The sequence below is a fragment of the Pelobacter propionicus DSM 2379 genome, assembly GCF_000015045.1.
GTDB classification, from domain to species: domain Bacteria; phylum Desulfobacterota; class Desulfuromonadia; order Geobacterales; family Pseudopelobacteraceae; genus Pseudopelobacter; species Pseudopelobacter propionicus.
The window spans coordinates 2,603,553-2,623,195 of the sequence record NC_008609.1; the positions used below are offsets into that span (position 1 = coordinate 2,603,553).

Annotated in this window: 21 protein-coding genes; 1 reads left to right on the top strand and 20 read right to left on the bottom strand. The window is 60.5% G+C overall.

Translation table 11 applies throughout. The features are described 5' to 3' along the window. Nucleotide 1 precedes the first annotated feature (1 nt). Both PPRO_RS11900 and xseA read right to left on the bottom strand, forming a co-directional pair. Nucleotides 2-229: an exodeoxyribonuclease VII small subunit gene (locus tag PPRO_RS11900; protein ID WP_011736267.1), complete on the bottom strand. Its 228-nt coding sequence runs from the start codon at nucleotides 227-229 to the stop codon at nucleotides 2-4. Then, the gene (gene xseA, locus PPRO_RS11905; protein WP_011736268.1) at nucleotides 210-1,637 is read right to left on the bottom strand and encodes an exodeoxyribonuclease VII large subunit; all 1,428 of its coding nucleotides are present in this window, start codon (nucleotides 1,635-1,637) and stop codon (nucleotides 210-212) included. The genes PPRO_RS11900 and xseA overlap by 20 nt, the downstream gene beginning before the upstream one ends. A gap of 131 nt (nucleotides 1,638-1,768) precedes the next feature. Between xseA and PPRO_RS11910 the strand changes: the two genes are divergently transcribed. After that, nucleotides 1,769-3,163 (top strand): ParA family protein, encoded by a 1,395-nt coding sequence (locus PPRO_RS11910; RefSeq protein WP_011736269.1) that lies wholly within the window; start codon nucleotides 1,769-1,771, stop codon nucleotides 3,161-3,163. Nucleotides 3,164-3,263: 100 nt separating this feature from the next. Here PPRO_RS11910 and PPRO_RS21500 read toward each other — a convergent pair whose 3' ends face one another. From PPRO_RS21500 to PPRO_RS11995, 18 genes are all read right to left on the bottom strand, one after another. After that, nucleotides 3,264-4,292: a divergent polysaccharide deacetylase family protein gene (locus tag PPRO_RS21500; protein WP_011736270.1), complete on the bottom strand. Its 1,029-nt coding sequence runs from the start codon at nucleotides 4,290-4,292 to the stop codon at nucleotides 3,264-3,266. Nucleotides 4,293-4,313: 21 nt separating this feature from the next. Then, nucleotides 4,314-5,672 (bottom strand): S41 family peptidase, encoded by a 1,359-nt coding sequence (locus PPRO_RS11920; RefSeq protein ID WP_011736271.1) that lies wholly within the window; start codon nucleotides 5,670-5,672, stop codon nucleotides 4,314-4,316. 60 nt (nucleotides 5,673-5,732) lie between these two features. Then, entirely contained in the window at nucleotides 5,733-6,947 is a 1,215-nt protein-coding gene (locus PPRO_RS11925) for a murein hydrolase activator EnvC family protein (protein ID WP_011736272.1), read from the bottom strand. Next, nucleotides 6,947-7,912: a permease-like cell division protein FtsX gene (gene ftsX, locus PPRO_RS11930; RefSeq protein ID WP_011736273.1), complete on the bottom strand. Its 966-nt coding sequence runs from the start codon at nucleotides 7,910-7,912 to the stop codon at nucleotides 6,947-6,949. Before ftsX ends, PPRO_RS11925 begins: the two co-directional genes overlap by 1 nt. After that, entirely contained in the window at nucleotides 7,866-8,558 is a 693-nt protein-coding gene (gene ftsE / locus PPRO_RS11935; protein WP_011736274.1) for a cell division ATP-binding protein FtsE, read from the bottom strand. Before ftsE ends, ftsX begins: the two co-directional genes overlap by 47 nt. Nucleotides 8,559-8,564: 6 nt before the next feature. Then, nucleotides 8,565-8,975, bottom strand: a complete 411-nt coding sequence (locus PPRO_RS11940; protein ID WP_049759829.1) for a type IV pilin protein — start codon at nucleotides 8,973-8,975, stop codon at nucleotides 8,565-8,567. Nucleotides 8,976-9,033: 58 nt separating this feature from the next. Further along, nucleotides 9,034-9,528, bottom strand: coding sequence for a type II secretion system protein (locus PPRO_RS11945; RefSeq protein ID WP_011736276.1), 495 nt, complete (start codon nucleotides 9,526-9,528; stop codon nucleotides 9,034-9,036). 14 nt (nucleotides 9,529-9,542) lie between these two features. Further along, complete coding sequence (locus tag PPRO_RS20600) at nucleotides 9,543-10,673, bottom strand: cohesin domain-containing protein (protein ID WP_049759712.1); 1,131 nt, start codon at nucleotides 10,671-10,673, stop codon at nucleotides 9,543-9,545. Nucleotides 10,674-10,691: 18 nt separating this feature from the next. Beyond that, nucleotides 10,692-11,936 (bottom strand): secretin N-terminal domain-containing protein, encoded by a 1,245-nt coding sequence (locus PPRO_RS20605; RefSeq protein WP_049759713.1) that lies wholly within the window; start codon nucleotides 11,934-11,936, stop codon nucleotides 10,692-10,694. Nucleotides 11,937-11,986: 50 nt separating this feature from the next. After that, nucleotides 11,987-12,568, bottom strand: coding sequence for a hypothetical protein (locus PPRO_RS11955; protein WP_011736277.1), 582 nt, complete (start codon nucleotides 12,566-12,568; stop codon nucleotides 11,987-11,989). Continuing rightward, on the bottom strand, nucleotides 12,565-13,110 hold the full coding sequence (gene pilO / locus PPRO_RS11960; RefSeq protein WP_011736278.1) for a type 4a pilus biogenesis protein PilO: 546 nt from the start codon (nucleotides 13,108-13,110) through the stop codon (nucleotides 12,565-12,567). The genes PPRO_RS11955 and pilO overlap by 4 nt, the downstream gene beginning before the upstream one ends. Then, nucleotides 13,107-13,649: a PilN domain-containing protein gene (locus tag PPRO_RS11965; protein ID WP_011736279.1), complete on the bottom strand. Its 543-nt coding sequence runs from the start codon at nucleotides 13,647-13,649 to the stop codon at nucleotides 13,107-13,109. Before PPRO_RS11965 ends, pilO begins: the two co-directional genes overlap by 4 nt. After that, nucleotides 13,649-14,596, bottom strand: a complete 948-nt coding sequence (gene pilM, locus PPRO_RS11970) for a type IV pilus biogenesis protein PilM (protein WP_011736280.1) — start codon at nucleotides 14,594-14,596, stop codon at nucleotides 13,649-13,651. Before pilM ends, PPRO_RS11965 begins: the two co-directional genes overlap by 1 nt. A gap of 69 nt (nucleotides 14,597-14,665) precedes the next feature. After that, entirely contained in the window at nucleotides 14,666-16,387 is a 1,722-nt protein-coding gene (locus tag PPRO_RS11975; protein ID WP_011736281.1) for a GspE/PulE family protein, read from the bottom strand. A gap of 8 nt (nucleotides 16,388-16,395) precedes the next feature. After that, the gene (locus tag PPRO_RS11980) at nucleotides 16,396-17,604 is read right to left on the bottom strand and encodes a type II secretion system F family protein (protein WP_011736282.1); all 1,209 of its coding nucleotides are present in this window, start codon (nucleotides 17,602-17,604) and stop codon (nucleotides 16,396-16,398) included. 152 nt (nucleotides 17,605-17,756) lie between these two features. Next, nucleotides 17,757-17,942 carry a hypothetical protein gene (locus PPRO_RS11985; protein WP_041532301.1) on the bottom strand — a complete coding sequence of 62 codons (186 nt, stop codon included), beginning with the start codon at nucleotides 17,940-17,942 and terminating at the stop codon, nucleotides 17,757-17,759. Next, on the bottom strand, nucleotides 17,932-18,666 hold the full coding sequence (locus PPRO_RS11990) for a polyprenol monophosphomannose synthase (protein ID WP_011736283.1): 735 nt from the start codon (nucleotides 18,664-18,666) through the stop codon (nucleotides 17,932-17,934). Before PPRO_RS11990 ends, PPRO_RS11985 begins: the two co-directional genes overlap by 11 nt. A 174-nt stretch (nucleotides 18,667-18,840) precedes the next feature. Beyond that, nucleotides 18,841-19,425, bottom strand: coding sequence for an acetate uptake transporter (locus PPRO_RS11995; RefSeq protein WP_011736284.1), 585 nt, complete (start codon nucleotides 19,423-19,425; stop codon nucleotides 18,841-18,843). Between the last annotated feature and the right edge of the window lie 218 nt (nucleotides 19,426-19,643).

Consider the following 19,643-nt stretch of genomic DNA (forward strand, 5'->3'; position numbering starts at 1 on the left):
GTTACTCATCCGGCTGAAACGGCTCGCGGCTGAAGCTGCCGTCCTTGCGCTTCAGCAGCACCTCCACGCGGCGCTCGGCCTCGTCCAGTTTCTTGGAGCAGAAAGAGGCGTGCCTGACCCCCTCTTCGAAGGCTTTGAGGGATTCGTCCAGGGAGAGCGAGCCTCCTTCCAGGCGGCGCACGATTTCCTCCAGTTTTTTCAGGGCTGTTTCAAATTTTTCCGTTGCCATGGTCGTTCCTTGATTGATCGGACAGTATTTCAGAATCGTCGGCATGCGTCAAGGGTTTGGGCTCGGTCGGCAGTTGCACCCCCTCCACCCGGCAGTGGGCCGCGCCATGGCGCAGCCTGACGTCCAAAAGTTCCCCCATCTTGAGCTGGGAGGCGTCGCTGATCACCCTGCCGTCCTGCTGGCGGCTGGTGATGGAGTAGCCGCGCGACAGGGTAGCCAGGGGGGAAAGCACCTCCAGGCGGGCGGCAGCGGCACCGAACGCCTGTTTATCCCCCTCCAGGCGCAACAGCATGGAGCGTTCGCCGTGCGACACCAGGAGCAGCAGACGCTGGCGTAGCTGTTCCACCCTGGCGAGCGGGGAGTGCTGCATCAGCAGGCGATCGAGACGGTCGAAGCGTTCCTTCAGCCGCATGACGCCGTTGTGCAGGCCCAACTCCAGCCGCTCGGTCAGGTCGTCCACCCGCTGGGCCAGATGCCCCAGGGTGGCGCTGGGGTCGGCCAGCAGGCGCCGCAGGGAGGCCACCCGCGACTCCAGGGTTGAGAGACGGGACTCCATGGCCAACCCCAGGCGGTGCTCCAGCCCTTCCACTCTGCCGCGCAGCTCGTCGGCGCTGGCCACCACCAGCTCAGCCGCTGCCGAGGGGGTGGGGGCGCGCAGGTCGGCCACGAAGTCAGCGATAGTCCAGTCGGTCTCGTGCCCAACGGCTGAGATGACCGGAATAGCGGAGCGGTACAGGGCCCGGGCCAGCACCTCCTCGTTGAAGGCCCACAGGTCTTCCAGTGAGCCGCCCCCCCGGCCGACGATCAGTACGTCGGCCATCTGCAGGCGATTCATCTCCTCAACGGCCCGGGCGATCTCCAGTCCAGCCCCCTCCCCCTGCACCCGCACCGGGTAGAGCAGGATCTCCAGGGAGGCGAAGCGTCGCCTGAGTACGTTGAGGATGTCGTGGATGGCCGCGCCGGTGGCCGAGGTGATCACCCCCAGGCGGCGGGGGAAGAACGGCAGATGCCGCTTGTGGGCCTGATCGAAGAGCCCTTCCCGGGCCAGGCGTTCTTTCAGCTGCTGGAAGGCAGCCTGCAGGGCGCCCACGCCGGCTGGCTCCAGGTACTCGCAGATCAACTGGTAGTCGCCGCGCTGGTCATAGACCGAGATGCGTCCCCGGGCGATCAGCGCCATGCCGTCGCCGGGTCGGAATTTCAGGTTGCGGGCCGCACCCTTGAACATCACGCAGCGCAGCTGAGCGCCACTGTCCTTGAGGGAGAAGTAGAAGTGCCCCGAGGAGGGGCTGGAGAAGTTGGAGACTTCCCCCTGCACCCAGACCTGCTGGAAATTCTCCTCCAGCACGTCCCGCAGCAGGGAGGTCAGCCGACTGACCGTGAGAATAATCTTTTCGGAAAAGAGATCCATGGTTGGCCGCACCCTAGCACAGTGGCTGAAAAAGTGTCAAACCGGTTGACCGTCGGCGTCGAATTGAACTACTATCGGTTGATTTCCAGCGGCAACGGGCCGCACTTCTATGTTCACACGACGGATACGGCATGCAGAGTTTTCCCTACATCATCACCATCGCCTCGGAAAAAGGGGGAGTGGGCAAAACCACCCTGGCCACCAACCTGGCCATCTATCTGGCGGCCATGCGCACGGACCTGCCGGTCACCATATTCTCCTTCGACAACCACTTCACCATCGATCACATGTTCGAAATCAAGGGGCAGAAGCAGAAAGGGAGCGTACAGGATTTCCTCATGGGAGCGCAGGCTGCCACCCTGGCCCACACCGGACAGTACGGCGTCGACTACATCCCCTCCTCCGCCGATCTGGGTCAGGTCCTGGGCCGCTTCACGGGACCCATGACCCTGGCGCGCATGCTGGCCGAATCCGGCCTGTCCGGCATCGTGATCATCGACACCCGCCCCGACCTCAACCCCCTGACCCAGAACGCGCTCTACGCCGCCGACCGGGTGATAATACCGGTCAAGGACATGCCCAGCCTGGAGAACTGCAAGAACATCTTCGCCCTGTTCGACCGGCACGGCATGGACAAGAAGACCCTGGCGCTGCTCCCCTGCCTGATCGACTCACGCATCAAGTTCGACGGGGTCTTCAGGGACCAGAAGACCCTGCTGAGGGCATTTGCGGCCAACCGCGGCTACCGTTCCCTGGATTGCTTCATCTCCAAGAGCCCCAAGGTGGAGAGCCTGAACACCAATCCGGACGGAAAAATCTACCCGATCCTGACCCATGCCCGCGGAACCGAGGTGCATGGCCAGTTCGCCCGGATCACCCGCGATGTGCTGCGCTCCTTCGATGCCACCCCCGAACCGCGCTCCTGCCTCTACGCCCGCTGGCTGGCGGAGAAGGAGGGGCAGAAGAAGGAATCGTACCTGGCCCGCCTGGAGGGGCTGGCGGAACGCTGCCTGATCTGCGGTGCTGTGCTTACGGAAAAACCCCAGGGACGCGGCTACTACTACGAGTCATCGGACCGGGCCGTGCGCGGTTTCCTGCACAGGGACTGTTTCGCCGACATGCTGTGCGGAACGCTGTACGGCCTCTACAACGGCTCCCAGGCCCACAGCGCGGCCCGGGCAGTGATCGCGGAAAAGGCCAGCAGATCGGTCTCGCTGTTCCTGCCCCGCGAACAGGAGGGATCGTACACCCTTGACTTCATGCAGTTCACCCAGGCGGGAGAACTGGCCTTCCAGAAGGAGTTCCCCCTGGCCGGCTTTGCCGAGGGACAGTTCGATGGGCTGCATGACCGCCTGTACCTCTTCCTGAACGAGGGACTTTCCGGGTTTGAAGGCAAACTGCGCCAGGGGGAATGGCTGACCGTTCATGCAGTGGACCCCCGCAACCCGGAGCAGGTGCTGCACGAGCAGAACTACCGCCAGCTGCTGAAACTCCAGGCCCGCATAGGCGACCAGCTGAGAGCCTAACCCTCCTGCCCTTACGAAAAAAGCCCGCACAAGTGCGGGCTTTTTTGTTCACAAGTTCAGCTTTTGTCCACGAGCCATTCATCGTGAACAGGCGTTACGGTCATCTCACGAGCCGTGAGGCGGGCACCAGGGTGACCCCCTGCTGCTGTAATGTCGGGAGCGCAGCTGCCAGGGTTGCAATTGTAGCCGGATGGGGATGGCAGATGGCTATGGCGCCGCCGTTTTTCCTGGCCTGACGCACCGCTTGGTTCAGCTGCCCCCTTATGTAGGCACCGTTCTGCTCGTTATCCAGGAACACGCTGCGCCGCCCCGATCGCACTCCCATCTCCCGCGCCAGACGCTGCCCCACGCTCCGGGGGGTGGTGACACTGTCGATGAAGAAGAGCCCCCTCCCCTTCAACACCCCCAGCACCGTGGACATCTGCGGTTCATGCTCGGTGAACTCCGAGCCCATATGGTTGTTGGCTCCCACGGCATGGGGAACATCCCTGGCAAAACCTTCCATCCGTTCCCTGATGTCGGCTTCCTCCATGGCAACCAAGAGGCCGTTGGATTCCAGCCGCTGCTGCGGCCACCCCTTGGACTGCATCGGCAGATGGATCATGGTTTCAATGCCGTTTCCCGCGGCAAAGGCGGCCACCTCACGACAACTGCGCAAACCGGGGATGATCGCAAACGTCAGCGGCACGCCGATGGCGGCAAGGGAGCGGGCTTCCCGCATGCCGGCCCCCATATCGTCGATAATGATGGCCAGCCTCCCCTTGCCCCCCGGCACCACGGCGGGCAGGGGCGCCTTCTCCACCTCTGACGGCGGTTCCGCCGGATACTCCGGTTTCAGGGGCGGTTTTACAGGCGTTTCGGGAGGCACGGACGGCGGTGTCGCGGGGAGCGTTTCCGGTGTAACCCGGGGAGGCGCCGGCAGGTCCGCCCGCTGACCGGGACGGTGCACCTTGGGCCGGGACTCTTTCCCGGCCACCGGCGGGGACAGCGGCTGGAACGGGCGCTTGCGCGGGGTGAGCAGCAGGTAACCGATGACGGCGAGAATGACAACGGCCAGGATGGCCAGGGCGGCATAGGTTGGGCCGCCGCCCCGGCTCTGGTTCTTACGGTTTGGTCTGATTTTAGACACGCTGGGCGACGCTCCTCGACACTACTTGGAAGAGCCGATCTTCTTGAAGATCTCCCACCCTTTGAGCAGATCCAGTGCTCGCATGACCTGGTAATCGTTCTTCAGGTTGTCCTCGGGTTTGGTGGAAAGCTGTTTATCCTTCCGGTCATCCTTCTTGTCGGTTACCGTGGATCCCTCAGACTCATCGCCGTTCTGGAAGTGGTTCTCCAGATCCCTCTCACGGATATTGAAACCTTCCTTCTTGTCGCTCTGACGGGGCAATTCCAGGCGCTCCACCACGATATCCGGGGTGATCCCCTTGGCCTGGATCGAGCGGCCATTGGGGGTGAAGTAGCGGGCGGTCGTCAGGCGCAGGCCGGATTCATCGGCAAGCGGGATGATGGTCTGCACCGATCCCTTGCCGAAACTCTGGGTTCCCATGATGATGGCGCGCTTGTGGTCCTGCAGTGCGCCGGCCACGATCTCGGAGGCGCTGGCGCTGCCGCCGTTGATCAGGATAACGATGGGGTAGTTGGGCTCCTTGGCCCCCTTTCTGGCCGAAAACTGCATCTTGGCGTCTTTCTCACGCCCCTCGGTGTAGACGATCAAGCCCTCGCTGACGAAGTGGTCGGCCACCCTGACCGCCTGGTCCAGCAGTCCGCCCGGGTCGTTGCGCAGGTCGAGCACCAACCCGGAGAGCGGTTTCTTTGCCTCGTCCTCCAGCGCCTTGAGCGCCTTGACCAGGTCATCGTCGGTCTTCTCCTGGAACTGGGCGATGCGCACATACCCGAAACCGTCTTCCAGCATGCGGTAGCGGACACTCTTGACCTGGATGATGTCGCGGGTCAGGGTGAAGTCCTTGGGCTTGTCGAATCCCTCGCGCATGATGCTCAGCACCACCTTGGTTCCCTTGGGGCCGCGCATGCGCTTGACCGCATCGTTGATATTCATGTCCTTGGTGAACTTGCCATCGATCTTGAAGATGTGGTCACCGGCCTTGATGCCGGCCTTGAAGGCGGGCGTGTCCTCGATGGGCGCGATGACAATCAGGACACCATCCTTGACGGTAATCTCGATCCCCAGACCGCCGAAGGCACCCTTGGTATCGATCTTCATCTCCTTGTAGGTTTCGGGAGACATGAAGGAGCTGTGGGGATCAAGGGATGCCAGCATGCCGTTGATGGCGCCGTAGATAAGCTTCTTGGTGTCCACCTCCTCCACATAACTCTTCTTGATGATGGCCATGACATCGGTGAACAACTCGATGGATTCGTAATCGCTCCCCTGTGCCTCTGCCCTGGAACGGGGCTGGGAGCTGATACCGATAAAAATCACCAATGTGGCCATGGCAATGACCAACCCCGCAAAAACCCGTCTTTTTTTACTGCCCATGCTGACCATCCTCCGCCTCCGCTTGTATGAACTATGCTGTTTATCTGATCTGATCGCGAACTATCGAGATTATCTTACCCAGCCGGCCGGGTCAAGTGGTCTTCCTTGATGCCTGATCTCGAAGTACAGGAGCGGGCCCCTGCTCGAGTCCACATCGCCCACCGTGGCTACGGCATCGTTTCTGGCAATCTGGGCTCCCACCCGCTTGAGAATCCGCGAGGCATGGGCATAGAGGCTGAAGTAGCCGCCGCCGTGGTCCACGATAACCATGTTGCCGTATCCCTTGAAATAATCGGCAAAAACCACGGTGCCATCATAGATGCACCTGATCTCCGAACCGGCTCCGGCAGCGATGGAAAGCCCCTTGCTGAATGTATAGGAGTTGAACTCGGGATGTTTGTGTTTGCCATAGGACTCGATGATGCTGCCCCGCACCGGCAGGGACATGCGCCCGCGCTGGGATGCGAAACCATGGTCGGAAACGGGAGGGAGAGAATCGCCCGGCAGGCTGGTTGCCGGCTTGCCGGGTGTTCTGGTGGACGGCTTTCTGGCTGTTCTTGCGTGGCGCGAAGCGAGTCGCTTGCGGCTCAGCGCCTCCAGACGGGCCAGCATGCTCTGCAACCGGCCGGCATTGGCGTTGAGTTCCTTGAGTGAGGCCTCGTAGCTGGCCCGGTCGTTGCGCACCTTGGTCAGATAGGCGGCCTTCCTGCTCTTCTCCTGCTCGACCTCGCGTTTCTTGAAGGCGATATCGTTCTTGATCCGTTCCTTGCGGGCCGCATCCCGCTCCAGATCACCCTTCAGGCTGCGCAGGTGCCGTATTTTTTCATTGTACTCCGCGAATATTTTTTTGTCGTTCTCCACAACCGATTTCATGTAGCGGGAGTTTTCGGCCATGCGAGGTATGGAGTCAGAGGAGAAGAACATGCGTAACGTGCCCAGTTCACCCGCCTTGTACAGTGAGGAGAGCCGGCGCACAATCTCCTGCTTCTTGCGGTTGGCATCTTCCGTGGCCAGGCCTATGTCACGGCCGGTCCTGTCCAGGCTGGATTCCACCCCTTGCAGGTCGCGGTCCAGCCTTCCCAGTTCCGATGTCTTCTGCTCCAGGTTGCGGTTGATATCGCGCAGCTCACTGGAGACGACCGCCTCAACCTTGCGGGTCTTGGTGATCAGCTGCTTCTTGACCTTGATCTCGCGCTTGACCCCCTTGAGCTCGTCCTTGGGATTCGCACCCCGGACAGGCAGGGCAACCAGCAGCGCCAGCAGTATCAGTAACGAAACTCTCATCAGATGAAACGCCTGAGCGATGTCAGGCTGCCCATGAAGCCGAGCAGGACCCCGGACAGGAGCAGTGCACCGATATATTCGGGGGGAAGGAACGACAGGCCGGATGTGGCAGGATTAAAGGTCAGGAAACTATCGGCGTTGTACAGGAACAGCTCGTACAGCCCGAACAGAAGTGTCACCGCGATCAGTGCCCCCGCCCCCCCCTGAACGATCCCCTCCACCAGGAAGGGGGCCTTGATGAAAAAGCGGGTGGCGCCCACCAGGGACATGACCTCCAGTTCGTCACGACGGGCATAGATGGTCAGCTTGATGGTATTGGAGACGATGAACAGCACCGCCACCACCAGGAATGCTCCCAAGAGCGCCCCCACCAGACGCATGAAATTGAGGAAAATGTTGAAGCGCCTGACCCACTCCTCGCCGTACTGCACCTCCGTGATACCCGGAATCCGTTTCAGAGCGCCGACAAAGGTTTCAACGGAAAGGGTGTCGCGACTGGAGCGTTTGAGGGAGATCTCCAGGGAGGTGGGCAGGATCTCCGGCAGGACCCCCTCCAGGAGCGCCTCCTGGCCGCGCAGCCTGCCCTTGAAGCGCTTCAGCGCCTCATCGCGGGAGACGTAGGTCACGCGGGACACCCCCCCAATGGCCTGGATCCTGGTGCGGAAGCCGGTCTGCTCCTGGGGCGTCAGTTCATGATCGAAATAGACCGTCACCTGGACCCGCTCGCTCCAGTTGTCCGCGGCGCTCTCCATGTTGACGAACACAAGCAGAAACAGCGAGACGATCAGCAGCGCCAGGGCGATGGTGCCGATGGTAACCACGTTGACGAACACATTCTGGCGGATGTTGACCAAGGCGCGCCTGACATAATACCCCAGCCGCCCGCCAAAACCCTCCCCCGCCAGGGGAGGGCGTTTGCTAGGCTGATTTGCAGCTATCTTCTTCTTTTGGGTCCACTTGTTCAACGATATCTCCCTTGATGAGGCTTACCAGCCGCTTGTGGCTGTTTTCGATCAGGCGCCGATCGTGGGTGGCCACCACAACCGTGGTGCCGCGGGCATTGGCGTCCTTGAAAATTGAGAGGATCTGCTCCTTGTTGCTGTCGTCCAGATTGCCGGTCGGTTCGTCAGCCAGCAGGATCTTGGGGTCGTTGACCAGGGCACGGGCCAGGGCAACGCGCTGCTGCTCACCGCCGGAGAGCCGCTGCGGGGTCAGGTTGACCTTGGACGCTATCCCCATCTGTTTGAGGATATGCATGACCTTCTTGCCGATGTCGGCCCGTCCCCACCCCAGCACCTCCAGGGTGATGGCCACATTCTCGAATACCGTGCGGTTCTGCAGCAGCTTGAAATCCTGGAAAACCACACCGATGGAGCGCCGCAGAAAGGGTATCTGGGAGGGGGTCATGCGGGAGACGTTCTGGCCGTCCACCAGCACCTGACCGGAGGTGGGCGTCAGGGCGCCGTATAAAAGGCGCAGCAACGTCGTTTTTCCGGCTCCCGAGGGGCCGGTGAGAAAGACGAACTCCCCTTTGGCGATACGCAGGGAAATGTTGTTCAGGGCGGTGGCATCCTTCTGGTAGGACAAAAACACATTATGCAGCTGAATCATATCATATCACCATTCATTGTAAGGTACTCCGTTACTCCCCACCAGGTTGGAACCGCTGTGCACATCGTACACATTTCCCGACCCGGCGGAGGCTCCCGATGCGCCAGGTACGTCCACCAAGGGGGAACTGCTCCCCTCCTCCGCCGGAGCGGCCCCCTCCGGAGGGGGCGCAACCGTCACCCAGCTGTCGTTCTTGCCGGTAAAGGGATCCTTGGGAATGTCGCGCAGGTAACGCTTGTCGGACAAATCAGTCAGCGCATCAGGGTACTTGCCCTGGTCCGCGTAGAACTGGTCGATCACGCTGCGCAGGTTGTACAGGTCCTCCCGCAGCACCGCCTCGCGGGCCTTGATCACGCTCCACTGGTAGTGGGGTACGGCAATGGCCGCCAGGATACCGATGATGGACACCACGATCATCAGCTCGATCAGGGTAAAACCGCCCCTAGCCGCACGCAATCGTCGCGCCGCCCGTCCGTTACCAGTCCTTGTACTTTGTGCCGTCAATGGCGGTTCCTTCGCTGAGTGAATAGACATCGTACACATCTTCTCCACCCCAGGTGGTCGAATCAGGCTTGTCGTTGTAGGAGCGCAGCCCCCATTGGGGTTCTTCCGCGCCCCGCGGCGGGTTGAAGGGATCGGCCGGAATCCGTCGCAAGAATTTGCGCCGGGGAGGCGTAACCTCCCCGAAATCATATCCTTCCACCAGTTCCTGCAGTGTTGCCGGATACCCCGACTTGTTGGTCACATCCTGTAGTTTCTTCTCGGTCAGCGACTTTTCGTAGCGTTTGTTGAAATCGTCAATTGCGGTGCGAATGATGCGCAGGTTGCGACGCAACTCCAGTTCGCGGGTACGCCGGGCGCTCATCTCGGCCAGGGGCAGGATCGCCGAAGCCAGGATCGCCAGGATGGTAACCGTTACCACCAGCTCAATCAGGGTAACGCCCCTGGTCATGGTCAGATTCTTCAGCATGGCCGCGATCCGCCCTATTGTATCTCCACGGTTGCGCCCGAGGTGCTGAGTTCGAGCTGTCCGCCGCCGGAACGGCTGAATCCGGCATCGCGCAGCGAGAATGCGGCAGCCCCTTTCTGCTTGGCACGGAAGAGCAGCGAGGCAAGGGTTCCCTCGCCGGAGATACCCGCACGCCCCTCCTCGCGGCCCAGGTTGACGGTCACGCTCCCCGCCGCCGGGCTGACGGAGTTGCCGAAGACCGTGGGAACACCGTCTCTCTTAAGGAACTCACCCTCGTTCACCGCGACGAATTCCACCAGAAGCGGATCAAAGCCGAGCACAAAGGGTGCCTTGACCAGGTCGTTGACCGGACCGAGCTTAACCTCCAGGGTGAACTGCTCGCCACTGGCGACGGAAGGGGGGGCGCCGACCTGCAACATGACCTCCTGGCCCGCGGCTGGCGCCTCGGACTGCAGCTCGGGCTGTGCTTCCGGCTGGGGTATCTGCGGGGGTGCCGCTTGGGGCGTTGCTGCCGGGGAAGTCACCCCTTGGGGCGCGGGGGCCGGGGGTGGCGGCTTCGGACCATCGAAGAGAGGCTCCTGGTCAAAGGATGCCAGGGACCTGCCCAGGGCCGGATCGTCCTCCTTGCCCGAGGCAAACGACGCCAGGCCGTTCTCGGGCACGGTCACGCCGCGCACCAGGCGGGGGGTGATGGCCAGGACCAGCTCGCTCTTTCTGTTGGATGATTCGGTATTGGTCAGGAGTTCACCCAACAGCGGTATGTCACTGAGCAGGAAGATCTTACTCTTGTTATTGGAGTCAACTTTCTCGATCAGGCCGCCGATCACGCTGGTCTCGCCATCCTTCAGGCTTAAGACCGTCTCCAGGTTGCGGGTGGCGATGGTGACCACGGTGGTGGCGTTTTCAGCACTTCCCACTGTCTGCCTATCGGTATCCTGGCTCACCTCCAGCCCCAGCTTGATCACGATTTCATTGTTGCGCAGAATGGTCGGTTCGGCGTTCAGCTTGACCCCCACATCGATGTACTGGACATTGACGCTGACCGTTTCGTTGGTGGTGTTGGAGGTGGTGATGGGGATGCGTTTGCCCACCGTGAACTTCGCTTTTTCCCTGTTCTTGACCCTGATCTTGGGATTGGAGAGCACCTCCGACTTGACCAGGGTCTAGCCGAAATTGAACGTGGCCGTGGGCACGGTGGCGTAAGCGCCATAGCCGCTGCTGGAGAAGACCTTGATCAGCTGATCCGTCAGGCTGGGCGTTGTGGTGCTGTCACCGGAAGTGGTCGTCGAAAGGGTTGACGACATCGGATCTCCCGCCGAGTTGAAGGCGCCCATCTGCACGTTGTAGGGGGAGAGCAGCAGCCCCACGTTTTTGGTATCAGTATCACCGATCTCCAGCACCTCCACATCCAGGATCAGTTCGGCGTCCGGCACGTCACTGGCATCCAGGATCTTCTCCACCACATCCACCACGTCGCGGCTGTCGCGCACCACGATGGAGTTGGACTCCTCGTTGACATAGATCTTGCGCACTTGGAGCAGGGTGCGGATCAGGTTGATGGCCTTCTTCGCCTCCAGGTAGTTGAGGTGGAAGGTACGCAGGGTCATATCCTCGTACTGTTTTGATTTTTCCGGCGTCCGGGGATAGATGATCACCGTGCTCTCGTTGGCTACCTTGCGCCCCAGCTTGTACATGTTGGTCAGAAGATCCAGGGCCTGCTGAAAGGTGGCGTTCTCCAGGTAGATGGTCACCGGCTGGTCCTTGACCCCCTCGTCGAAGATGAAGTTGATCCCGGACAGCTGGGTGATGATGCCAAAGACATCCTTGATCCGGGCATCCCTGAACTTGAGGGTTATGGGACGGGCTGACTTGAGACTCAGCTCGAAACGGTCCAGCCTGTTCCTGCGCAGCCCGAGAACGCGGGCCAGGGCCGTGCGATATTCGTCGTTGCCCGGCTCCAGTTCCACCGCGCGGTTGTACATCCGGTTGGCATCCTTGAACTTGTTTCCCTTCTCGAACTCCAGCCCCTCCTGGTAGGCCTGCCGGGCATCCTTGAGGCGCCTGGTCCGCTCCACCAACTGCTCAAAGCGCCCCTGGGTCGGATCGATTCCCAAGCCGGCCTGGAACTCCGCCAGCGCCGCGGCATAGTTACCCTCCCCGTACAGCCTGGTTCCCTGCTTGTAGCGCAAATCCGCCGCCCTTTCACGGGCCTTGAAAAAACGGATCCGGTACTCCCCGGCATCCGGGTCGTTACGAAATGCGTCGGCATAGCTGTACATGGCTTCTTCATACTTACCCTCGGCCTCCAGCTGTTCACCCTTGTTGAAAGCGGAACTGGCGGTGGAGCAACCGGACAGCCCTATCCCGGCCAGCAGACCGACTATGAGTAGATATGTCAGATTGCGCATCCGTTGTCTCTCCTTGCGTACGGGTAAAAAAAGCTCATACGGACTGCCGATTAGCGCTGCGAAAACAGTGGAGCGGATTCCATCAGGGGAATCACGATCTCCTCGCCGGTGTCGGCAACCCTGATGGTCAGCGCCTGATCGGTGATGGTTGCAGCCTCGTAGCGTTCCGCGAAAACATCACCCTTCCTGACAAGGATAATCTCCCCTCCGTCCCTGCTCAGGAAAACGGTCCTGTGGTTGTCCTTCTTGAGAAAGCCCAGGAAGGTGAACCGTGCCAGCTCGATCCGGGGAGCGATGTCAACCGGCGGAGGGAGCGGCGGCGGAGGGGGAGGCGCGGGACGGCGCGATCTGGCGGCATTCCTGGTCTCGTCCATGAAGAGCGGTTTGAACAGGTTGCGGCGGTAGCCGCTGAAACCGGACGGCTCACGGTCCAGAAGATCAAGCCGTAGCCTGTCTACCCCCTGGCGGGCGCCGGCAACGCTTCCCCGCGGAACGGCCAGCAGGGTCTGCTGGCCAGGCACGTATTTCAGGGTGGCAACCCTCTTCTGACGGGGCGTGCGCGCATAGCTCCAGATGATGGCCAGAGCCAGCAGGATCGCCAGGCAGAAGAGGATCAGTTTCTGCCGGTTCATGCATCCTCCCGCAGATAGATCGTCAGGTGGAGATCCATGGTCACCTTTTCCTCCATGAAATCGCCGTTGGTCAGACTGAAATCCTCCACGACCACCAGTTCGCGACTGTTCAGCAGATCCGCCAGGAAACTCTTTATGGCGGCGTACCTGCCGCTGACACTCATGGTAACGCCGTAGGCCAGGAGTTTTTCTTCCCCGATGGCGCGCGGCTTGTAGGAGATCGGGCCTCTGCTCACGCCGCTGGATGCGGCCTGTTCCAGAATCTCGCCCAAAAGTCGCGGAAACTGGCGCCGGGGGTGAATTCTACCCCTGAGCGTTTCCAGGTCGATGCCGTTCTGCCTGTATACGGCAGAGAGATCGGTGCGACCGGACAGGGCCACCTGGCGGCGCAACTCGCTCCATTTCGTCTGGGCGGCGGCGATCCTGGGTGCCTGGTAGCCGTCGACCACGACAAAGAGCGCAATCGTAACCAGAAGAAGAAGAAACCCCACGATCAACGGACGCCGCTTCAGGCGCAGTATCTCCAGCAGTTGGGCCTTCACGGCTTCACCGCCCGACAGGAAATGCTGAAACCCACGCCGCGCCCCTTCTCTCCCAGGTCCAGATCGGCATGGGAGAGGAGCAGGATCTCGCCGAAGCCAGCTGAATCCTCCAGGCGCTCCAGGTAGGAACGCACCTGGCCGAAATTCCTGGCCCGTCCCTCAATCTTCAGCAGGTTGGCGTCCTTGGCATCAAGGGAGAAGGCTGCCAGGGAGACCTGCCCGGGGGTGGCGTTTTCCAGCCGCTCCAGCAGTTCCAGCCAGCCGAATGCCTTGCGCTCGATGATCCGGTTATAGAAGCGGATCATTTTCTGCTGGCTCTCCAACTCCTGACCGGAGACGGAGGATGGATGGACGCCCAGGCGCCCTTCCAGGGCGGCCATATCGGCATTGAGACGCTCCAGTTCACCCATGTTCGCGCAGAGCCCCATAACCTTCCAGGCCGACAGCAGCAGCAGGAACAGCAGCGCCCCTCCCAGGATACGGTTGATCAGGCCATGGTCCAGGTACGTCCTGGTGGCAAGATTGATGGTAAAACGCATCACAGACTCCTCAGGGCGGCGCCGATGGCGGCCGTAAAGGGAAAAAGTGTCGCCTGATCCGCCGGAGCGTCCACCAGTGGGGTGACAGCCGACTTGGCTTCCAGCAGCAGCGTTTCTCCGGCAAGGGCCTCGCTGACCATGTCGCGGAAACCGGGCGCGGCCTCGGGCGCGGCGATGCAGGTCACTCCCTGGGGTATGCGCTCCGGGAAGCGCTCCCGGTAGGCCAGAAGCGAGTTGCAGATCTCCCGGTAGACACGGCCGTCATGGGGCGACACGCCGGGAAGCTCCTTGACCCGTATGAACTCGGGAACCCCATCGGCCATGATCATGATCGACAGGGAGTTGCCGTAGAAGGATATCAGCGTGCACTCATCCTGAAGGGACAGTCGCCTCTCGAAGGTGCGGTAGAGGTTGAACAGGTTCAGATCGATGCGGGCCGGGACCAGACCCGCAGCCGCGATCAGATCCTCGTACTGGCCGATGACGGAACGGGAAACCAGGCTCACCAGCAGGAGCATGTCGTTGTTCTCGCTCACCCGCAGTTTCTGGTAATCCAGATGGGTGTCGCCCACGTCCAGGGGCATGCTCTTCTTAAGCTTCCAGCGGATAATGTCCAAACCCTCGGCTCGGTTCTTGAAGCGCCCCTCCACATCCATCAAAAGGACGCGCCCCACGGCATCGGGCAGGGTAACCGACAGCATGGTACCCCCCTGCAACAGCTGCGAGTGAGCCTCCCTCAGGCAGTCGCAGAAGGCCTGGGGATCGGTGATATTGGCTTCGCGCAGGGAGGGCCGCAACGCGCCGGGCGCCAGCGGGCGAAAAGCAACCCGCTCCAGGCAGGGATTCGTTGAGCTCCCCCCCAGCAGGGCAAAGGCCGCCCCGGCCGGACCGATCTCGACCCCCAGTGATTTTCTTCTGAAAAGCGTACCGGAAAAGCGCATGGTCATTTCATCCTGTAATGCGGACGGAAAACACAAAACAAAGTTCGCTGAAAACGCTGCCTGCCCCCCTGTCCGTTACTCCACGAAGGTGACACGGTTGATCTCTTTCAGGGTTGTATCCCCCTGGATCAGCTTTTCCACCGCCGAATCGCGCAGGAATACCACCCCGCACTCGCGGGCCGCCTGCTTGAGCTGGGTTGCCGGAACCTTGCCGATGATCAGATCACGTATGCGGTCGTTCAGCTCCATCAGCTCCACGATTGCCGAACGACCGCGGTAGCCGGTGCCGTTGCAGTCCTCGCAGCCATGGGCCTCGTAGAGGGTTACCCCTCGCACGACCCGGGGATCCACGCCGGCAGCCAGAAGCTCTTCGTCGCCATAGGTCACCGGACGGCGGCAGGAGGGACAGACGCGCCGCACCAGACGCTGTGCCATGACGCAGTTCAGGCAGGAGACGAAGTTATAGGGGTCGATCCCCATGTGGATGAAACGGCCGATGACGTCGAAGACGTTGTTGGCATGCACGGTGGTAAAGACCAGGTGGCCGGTCAGGGCCGACTGCACGGCGATCTGGGCGGTTTCCGGGTCGCGGATCTCGCCCACCATGATCTTGTCCGGGTCGTGGCGCAGGATGGAGCGCAACCCCTTGGCGAAGGTCAGCCCCTTCTTCTCGTTGACCGGAATTTGCAGCACCCCGCGCAGCATGTATTCCACCGGATCCTCGATGGTGATGATCTTCTCCTCGCCGGTGTGGATCTCGGTCAGGGCGGCGTAGAGGGTGGTGGTCTTGCCCGAACCGGTGGGCCCGGTCACCAGCACCATGCCGTAGGGCTCGCGGATCTTTTTCCTGAAACGCCTGATCTCGCGTTCGCTGATGCCCAGGTTTTCCAGGGAAAGTCCCTTCAGGTCGTTGGCGATGCTCTCCTTGTCCAGGATGCGGATAACGGCATCCTCCCCCAGGGCGCTGGGCATGATGGAAACGCGGAAGTCGATGGACTTGGAGCCGAAACGGACCTTGAAGCGGCCGTCCTGGGGGATGCGGCGTTCGGAAATATCCAGTTCGCTCATGACCTTGAGCCGCGAGATGATCGGGGCCTGGAGGTGCAGGTCGATGGGGTCGCTGGCCCGGTAGAGAACGCCGTCGATACGGTACTTAATCTCCACCCCTTCATGGCCGGTTTCGATGTGGATATCGCTGGCGCGGCGGTTGAGCGCGTCCAGCAGGGTGGTGTTGATCAGCTTGATGATCGGGCTGATGTCTTCGGAGATGTTCTCCACCGTGAGGACCTCTTCCCCACGGTCGGTCTCCCTGACCAGTTGCAGCATGAAGTCTTCCGAGACTTCCCGCAGCACGCGGCGGGTGCCCTCACCGGTTTTGATCACCGAAGCGACGGCGCTTTCCGTGGCAACGGAGATGCTCAGCGGACAGCCCAGCAGCAATTCCAGGTCATCCAGCTTGACCACGTCGGTGGGATCGGAGACAGCCACACTGAGCACGCCGGACTCCATTGCCAGCGGTACGAAACGGAAGCGGTATATGGCATCGGTGGGCAGGCTGTTGAGCAGCTCCTCGTTCATCCTGAAGCCGGCCAGATCCACGTATTCCAGATCAAACTGCTCGGCCAGGGCCCGGGCCAGGTCCTGTTCGCCGACGAAACCCTCGCGGATACAGATCTCGCCGAAGCGCTGCCGGCTGGATTCCAGCTGCCCCACCACCACGGGGAGCTGTTCCGCCGTCAGACAGCCGCGCTCCATGAGAATAGCGCCGATATTTCTGCGACCATAGGATTGAGTCATATACTATGTTACCCCACCGTTCCCGCGATCTTGAAGATCGGCAGGTACATGGTGATGATGATGACCCCGATGACAACCCCCATGACAACCATGACCGCCGGTTCGACGGCAGTTGTCAGGATCTGCATGCGCTCTTCCAGTTCATCCTCAAGGTAGTCCGAGATGTCCGACAGCATATCTTCCAGGGCGCCGGTGGTTTCACCGACCCCCAGCATGCGCAGGGCCAGCGGCGGCAGGATACCGATGCGCTCGAAGGCGACGGAGAGCGTCCCCCCCTCCTCGACGAACTTAACCGCCTCGAAGAGCCGCTTTTCCATGTAGGTATTGTTCAGGGTGCCGATGGACATGCGCAGCGACTCGATGATCGGAATGCCGCTTCCCAGCACGGTGGAGAGGGTACGGGTAAACCCGGAGACGGAGTATTTCCTGAAGATCTCCCCCAGCAGCGGTACCCTGATCTTGAAGCGGTCGATCAGGAACCTTCCGTTGTCCGTAGCGGCCCAGGAGCGGAACCAGGCAGCGGCGGCAAACAGCAGCACCAGGCCCACCAGGAAAAAACGTTTCAGAAACGTCGTGAAAGCGATGAGCATCTGGGTGGGGAGCGGCAACTGCGATCCGGCATCGGCGTAGATCTGGCTGAAGGTGGGCACGACGTACACCAGCAGCAGCAGAACAGCCAGTGAGGCAACGACAACAATGATGGCGGGATAGAACATGGCCGAGACGACCTTCTTGCGGATAGCCTCAACCCGCTTGAGGTACTGGATGTAGCGCCTGGTCGTGTTGATCAGGTCGCCGGTGCGCTCCCCGGCCCGAACCGAGGCGATGTACAGGTGGGGAAACAGGCGGCCATGCCGTTCCAGGGCCGTGGAGAGGGATGCCCCCCCCTTGACGTCATCCCGCACCTGCCGCAGGACCTCGGTCAGCCGGCTGCCGTCCTGGCGCTGGAGGATGGTGTTGAGCGCCTGCATGATCGGCATGCCGGCCTTGACCAGCACCAACATCTCCTGGTTAAAGGTGAGCAGGGAGCGGGTATCGAGCTGACGACGGCCGATGCGTTTGTCAAAGAGAAACTGGAACGGCTTCCTGCTGACCTTAAAAACAAAAAAACCTTGTTCTTCAAGGCTTTTATACAGCAACTCCGGATCGGAAGCTTCAAGTTCCCGGTAGAGAATCTTTCCGTCTGGTGAGCCGAGTTTGCAGGTAAAGATTGCCATTTGCTAAAGATATACCATAGGGTCGGTACAATTAAAACACAAAAACCTTGAGCAAAACGGCCTGCAGTGGCGCTTCGGCGGCCCGCGCCACTTGCCGTGGATCAATGGCGGAAACCTGCCCCATCATCCGCCATGAGCCGTTCAACGGACAATCAGGCGTTGAGCAGCCCCAGGATCCAGAGAAAAAAGAAGAACAGCAGGGTAGCTCCCCACCTGAGAGCGGGGGCCGGCTCGAAGACCCCGCGGCGGGGAAAGGCTCGGAAGATAAAAAAAAGCGTCGCCACGATCCAGCCCCACAGGCCGGTCACAAGCACAAGCGACCACAGATCATGCCCCATGCCGTTTCCTCAGAGAACGGAAAAAGAGCGAACCGAGTCGAAGTTTCCAGACCATGACCACCGCCTCGCGCACGATTTTTTTGGACATCTTGGAGCTGCCGGCGTGACGGTCGATGAAGATGATCGGCACCTCCACGATCTTGAACCCCTTCTCCCGGCAGCGGTAGTTCATTTCGATCTGAAACGAGTAGCCGTCCGAGCGCACCCGGTCAAGGTCGATGGCCTCCATGGCGGCCCTGCTGAAGCATTTGAATCCGCTGGTGCAGTCCCTGATATCCAGGCCGGTCACGAAGCGTGTGTAGACGCTGGCGAAATAGCTCAGCATCAGTCGGCGGATCGGCCAGTTGACCACGCTGACGCCGTGTAAGTAGCGGGAGCCGATTACCAGATCGCACTCCTGGATGGTTTCCAGAAAAAGCGGCAGTACCGCCGGGTCGTGGGAAAAATCCGCATCCATTTCGATCAGGTAGTCTGCACCCATCTCCAGGGCCGCCTTGAAGCCGACCCGGTAGGCCGAACCCAGGCCGAGCTTGGCGCTGCGATGGATCACCCGGATTCGCTTCTCGGAGGCCGCCAGCTGGTCGGCGATCTTTCCGGTGCCGTCGGGCGAATTGTCGTCAACGATCAGAACGTGTAAGGACGGATGCTGCACGAGGATCTTGCTGGTCAGACGGGCTATATTCTCCCGTTCGTTGTAGGTGGGAATAATGACGATTGCTTTCAAACGGTCTCTTTCTCCAATTCACGTCAAGGTCTGTGTCTAGACATAAACCAAAGCGGAGCAAAGTACAAACTTTTCCCGCATCCGAGCTGGATCAGCCATCCAAAACGACGGTGGGGTTATGCGTAACCGCATAACCCCACCGTGTCTGTTTCCCGCTTCAGCTCAGGGAGTATGTTAGAACCAGGGCTTCCCGACCGGGAGCTTGATTCCGGACTCGGCGAAGATCGAAACCGTCATCAGGTATAAAGCCAGGAAGGCGCACACCAGCAGGTCGTAGGCAGCGAAGGTGCCGGCTGCCGCATTACCGGTCAGCTCCTTCAGATCGAGACCGATGAAGCCCAGCACCAGGGTAAAGAAGGTCAGCGCCAGGGCGGTGTGGTGCCGCATAGAAGCGATGAAAAGGGGAATGGTAAAGATGGTCCAGGCCACCAGATACATGCCCAAGTCAACTTCGCTGAACTTCAGCAGCGGGTAGGACTGCACCAGCTCGGCGTTCTTGCCGAACAAGAGCATCAGACAGAGCGAGATCCAGAACGCTCCGTACCCGGTAAAGGCGCAGAAACCGAAATTGTTGTTCTTCTTGAACTCCATCAGGCCGGCAACCAGCTGTGCCGTACCGCCGAAACAGAGCCCCAGCCAGATCACGGGAGCCAGCCCGCAATAGCCCAGGTTGTGCATCTGCAGGACAAACGTCGTCAAACCGAATCCAGCCAGACCAACAACCGCGGGGTTTCCCAACTTCACTTCACTCTCACTCATTCATTTTCTCCTTTTTGTTTGAAATCAACCGTGTTTTTACACCATGTTGTTCAATTATTTTAATATGTTATCAACACAATCACGTACTACGGAAAATTTCGACGCACTATACAAAAAATGAATCCTGGAGTAAAGACAATAATGCGGTTGTTTCACCTGAATCCGAGGAGCTGGCTCATGCCCCGCATCGACCTCTGCCGTGGCATTCGTCCGAATGG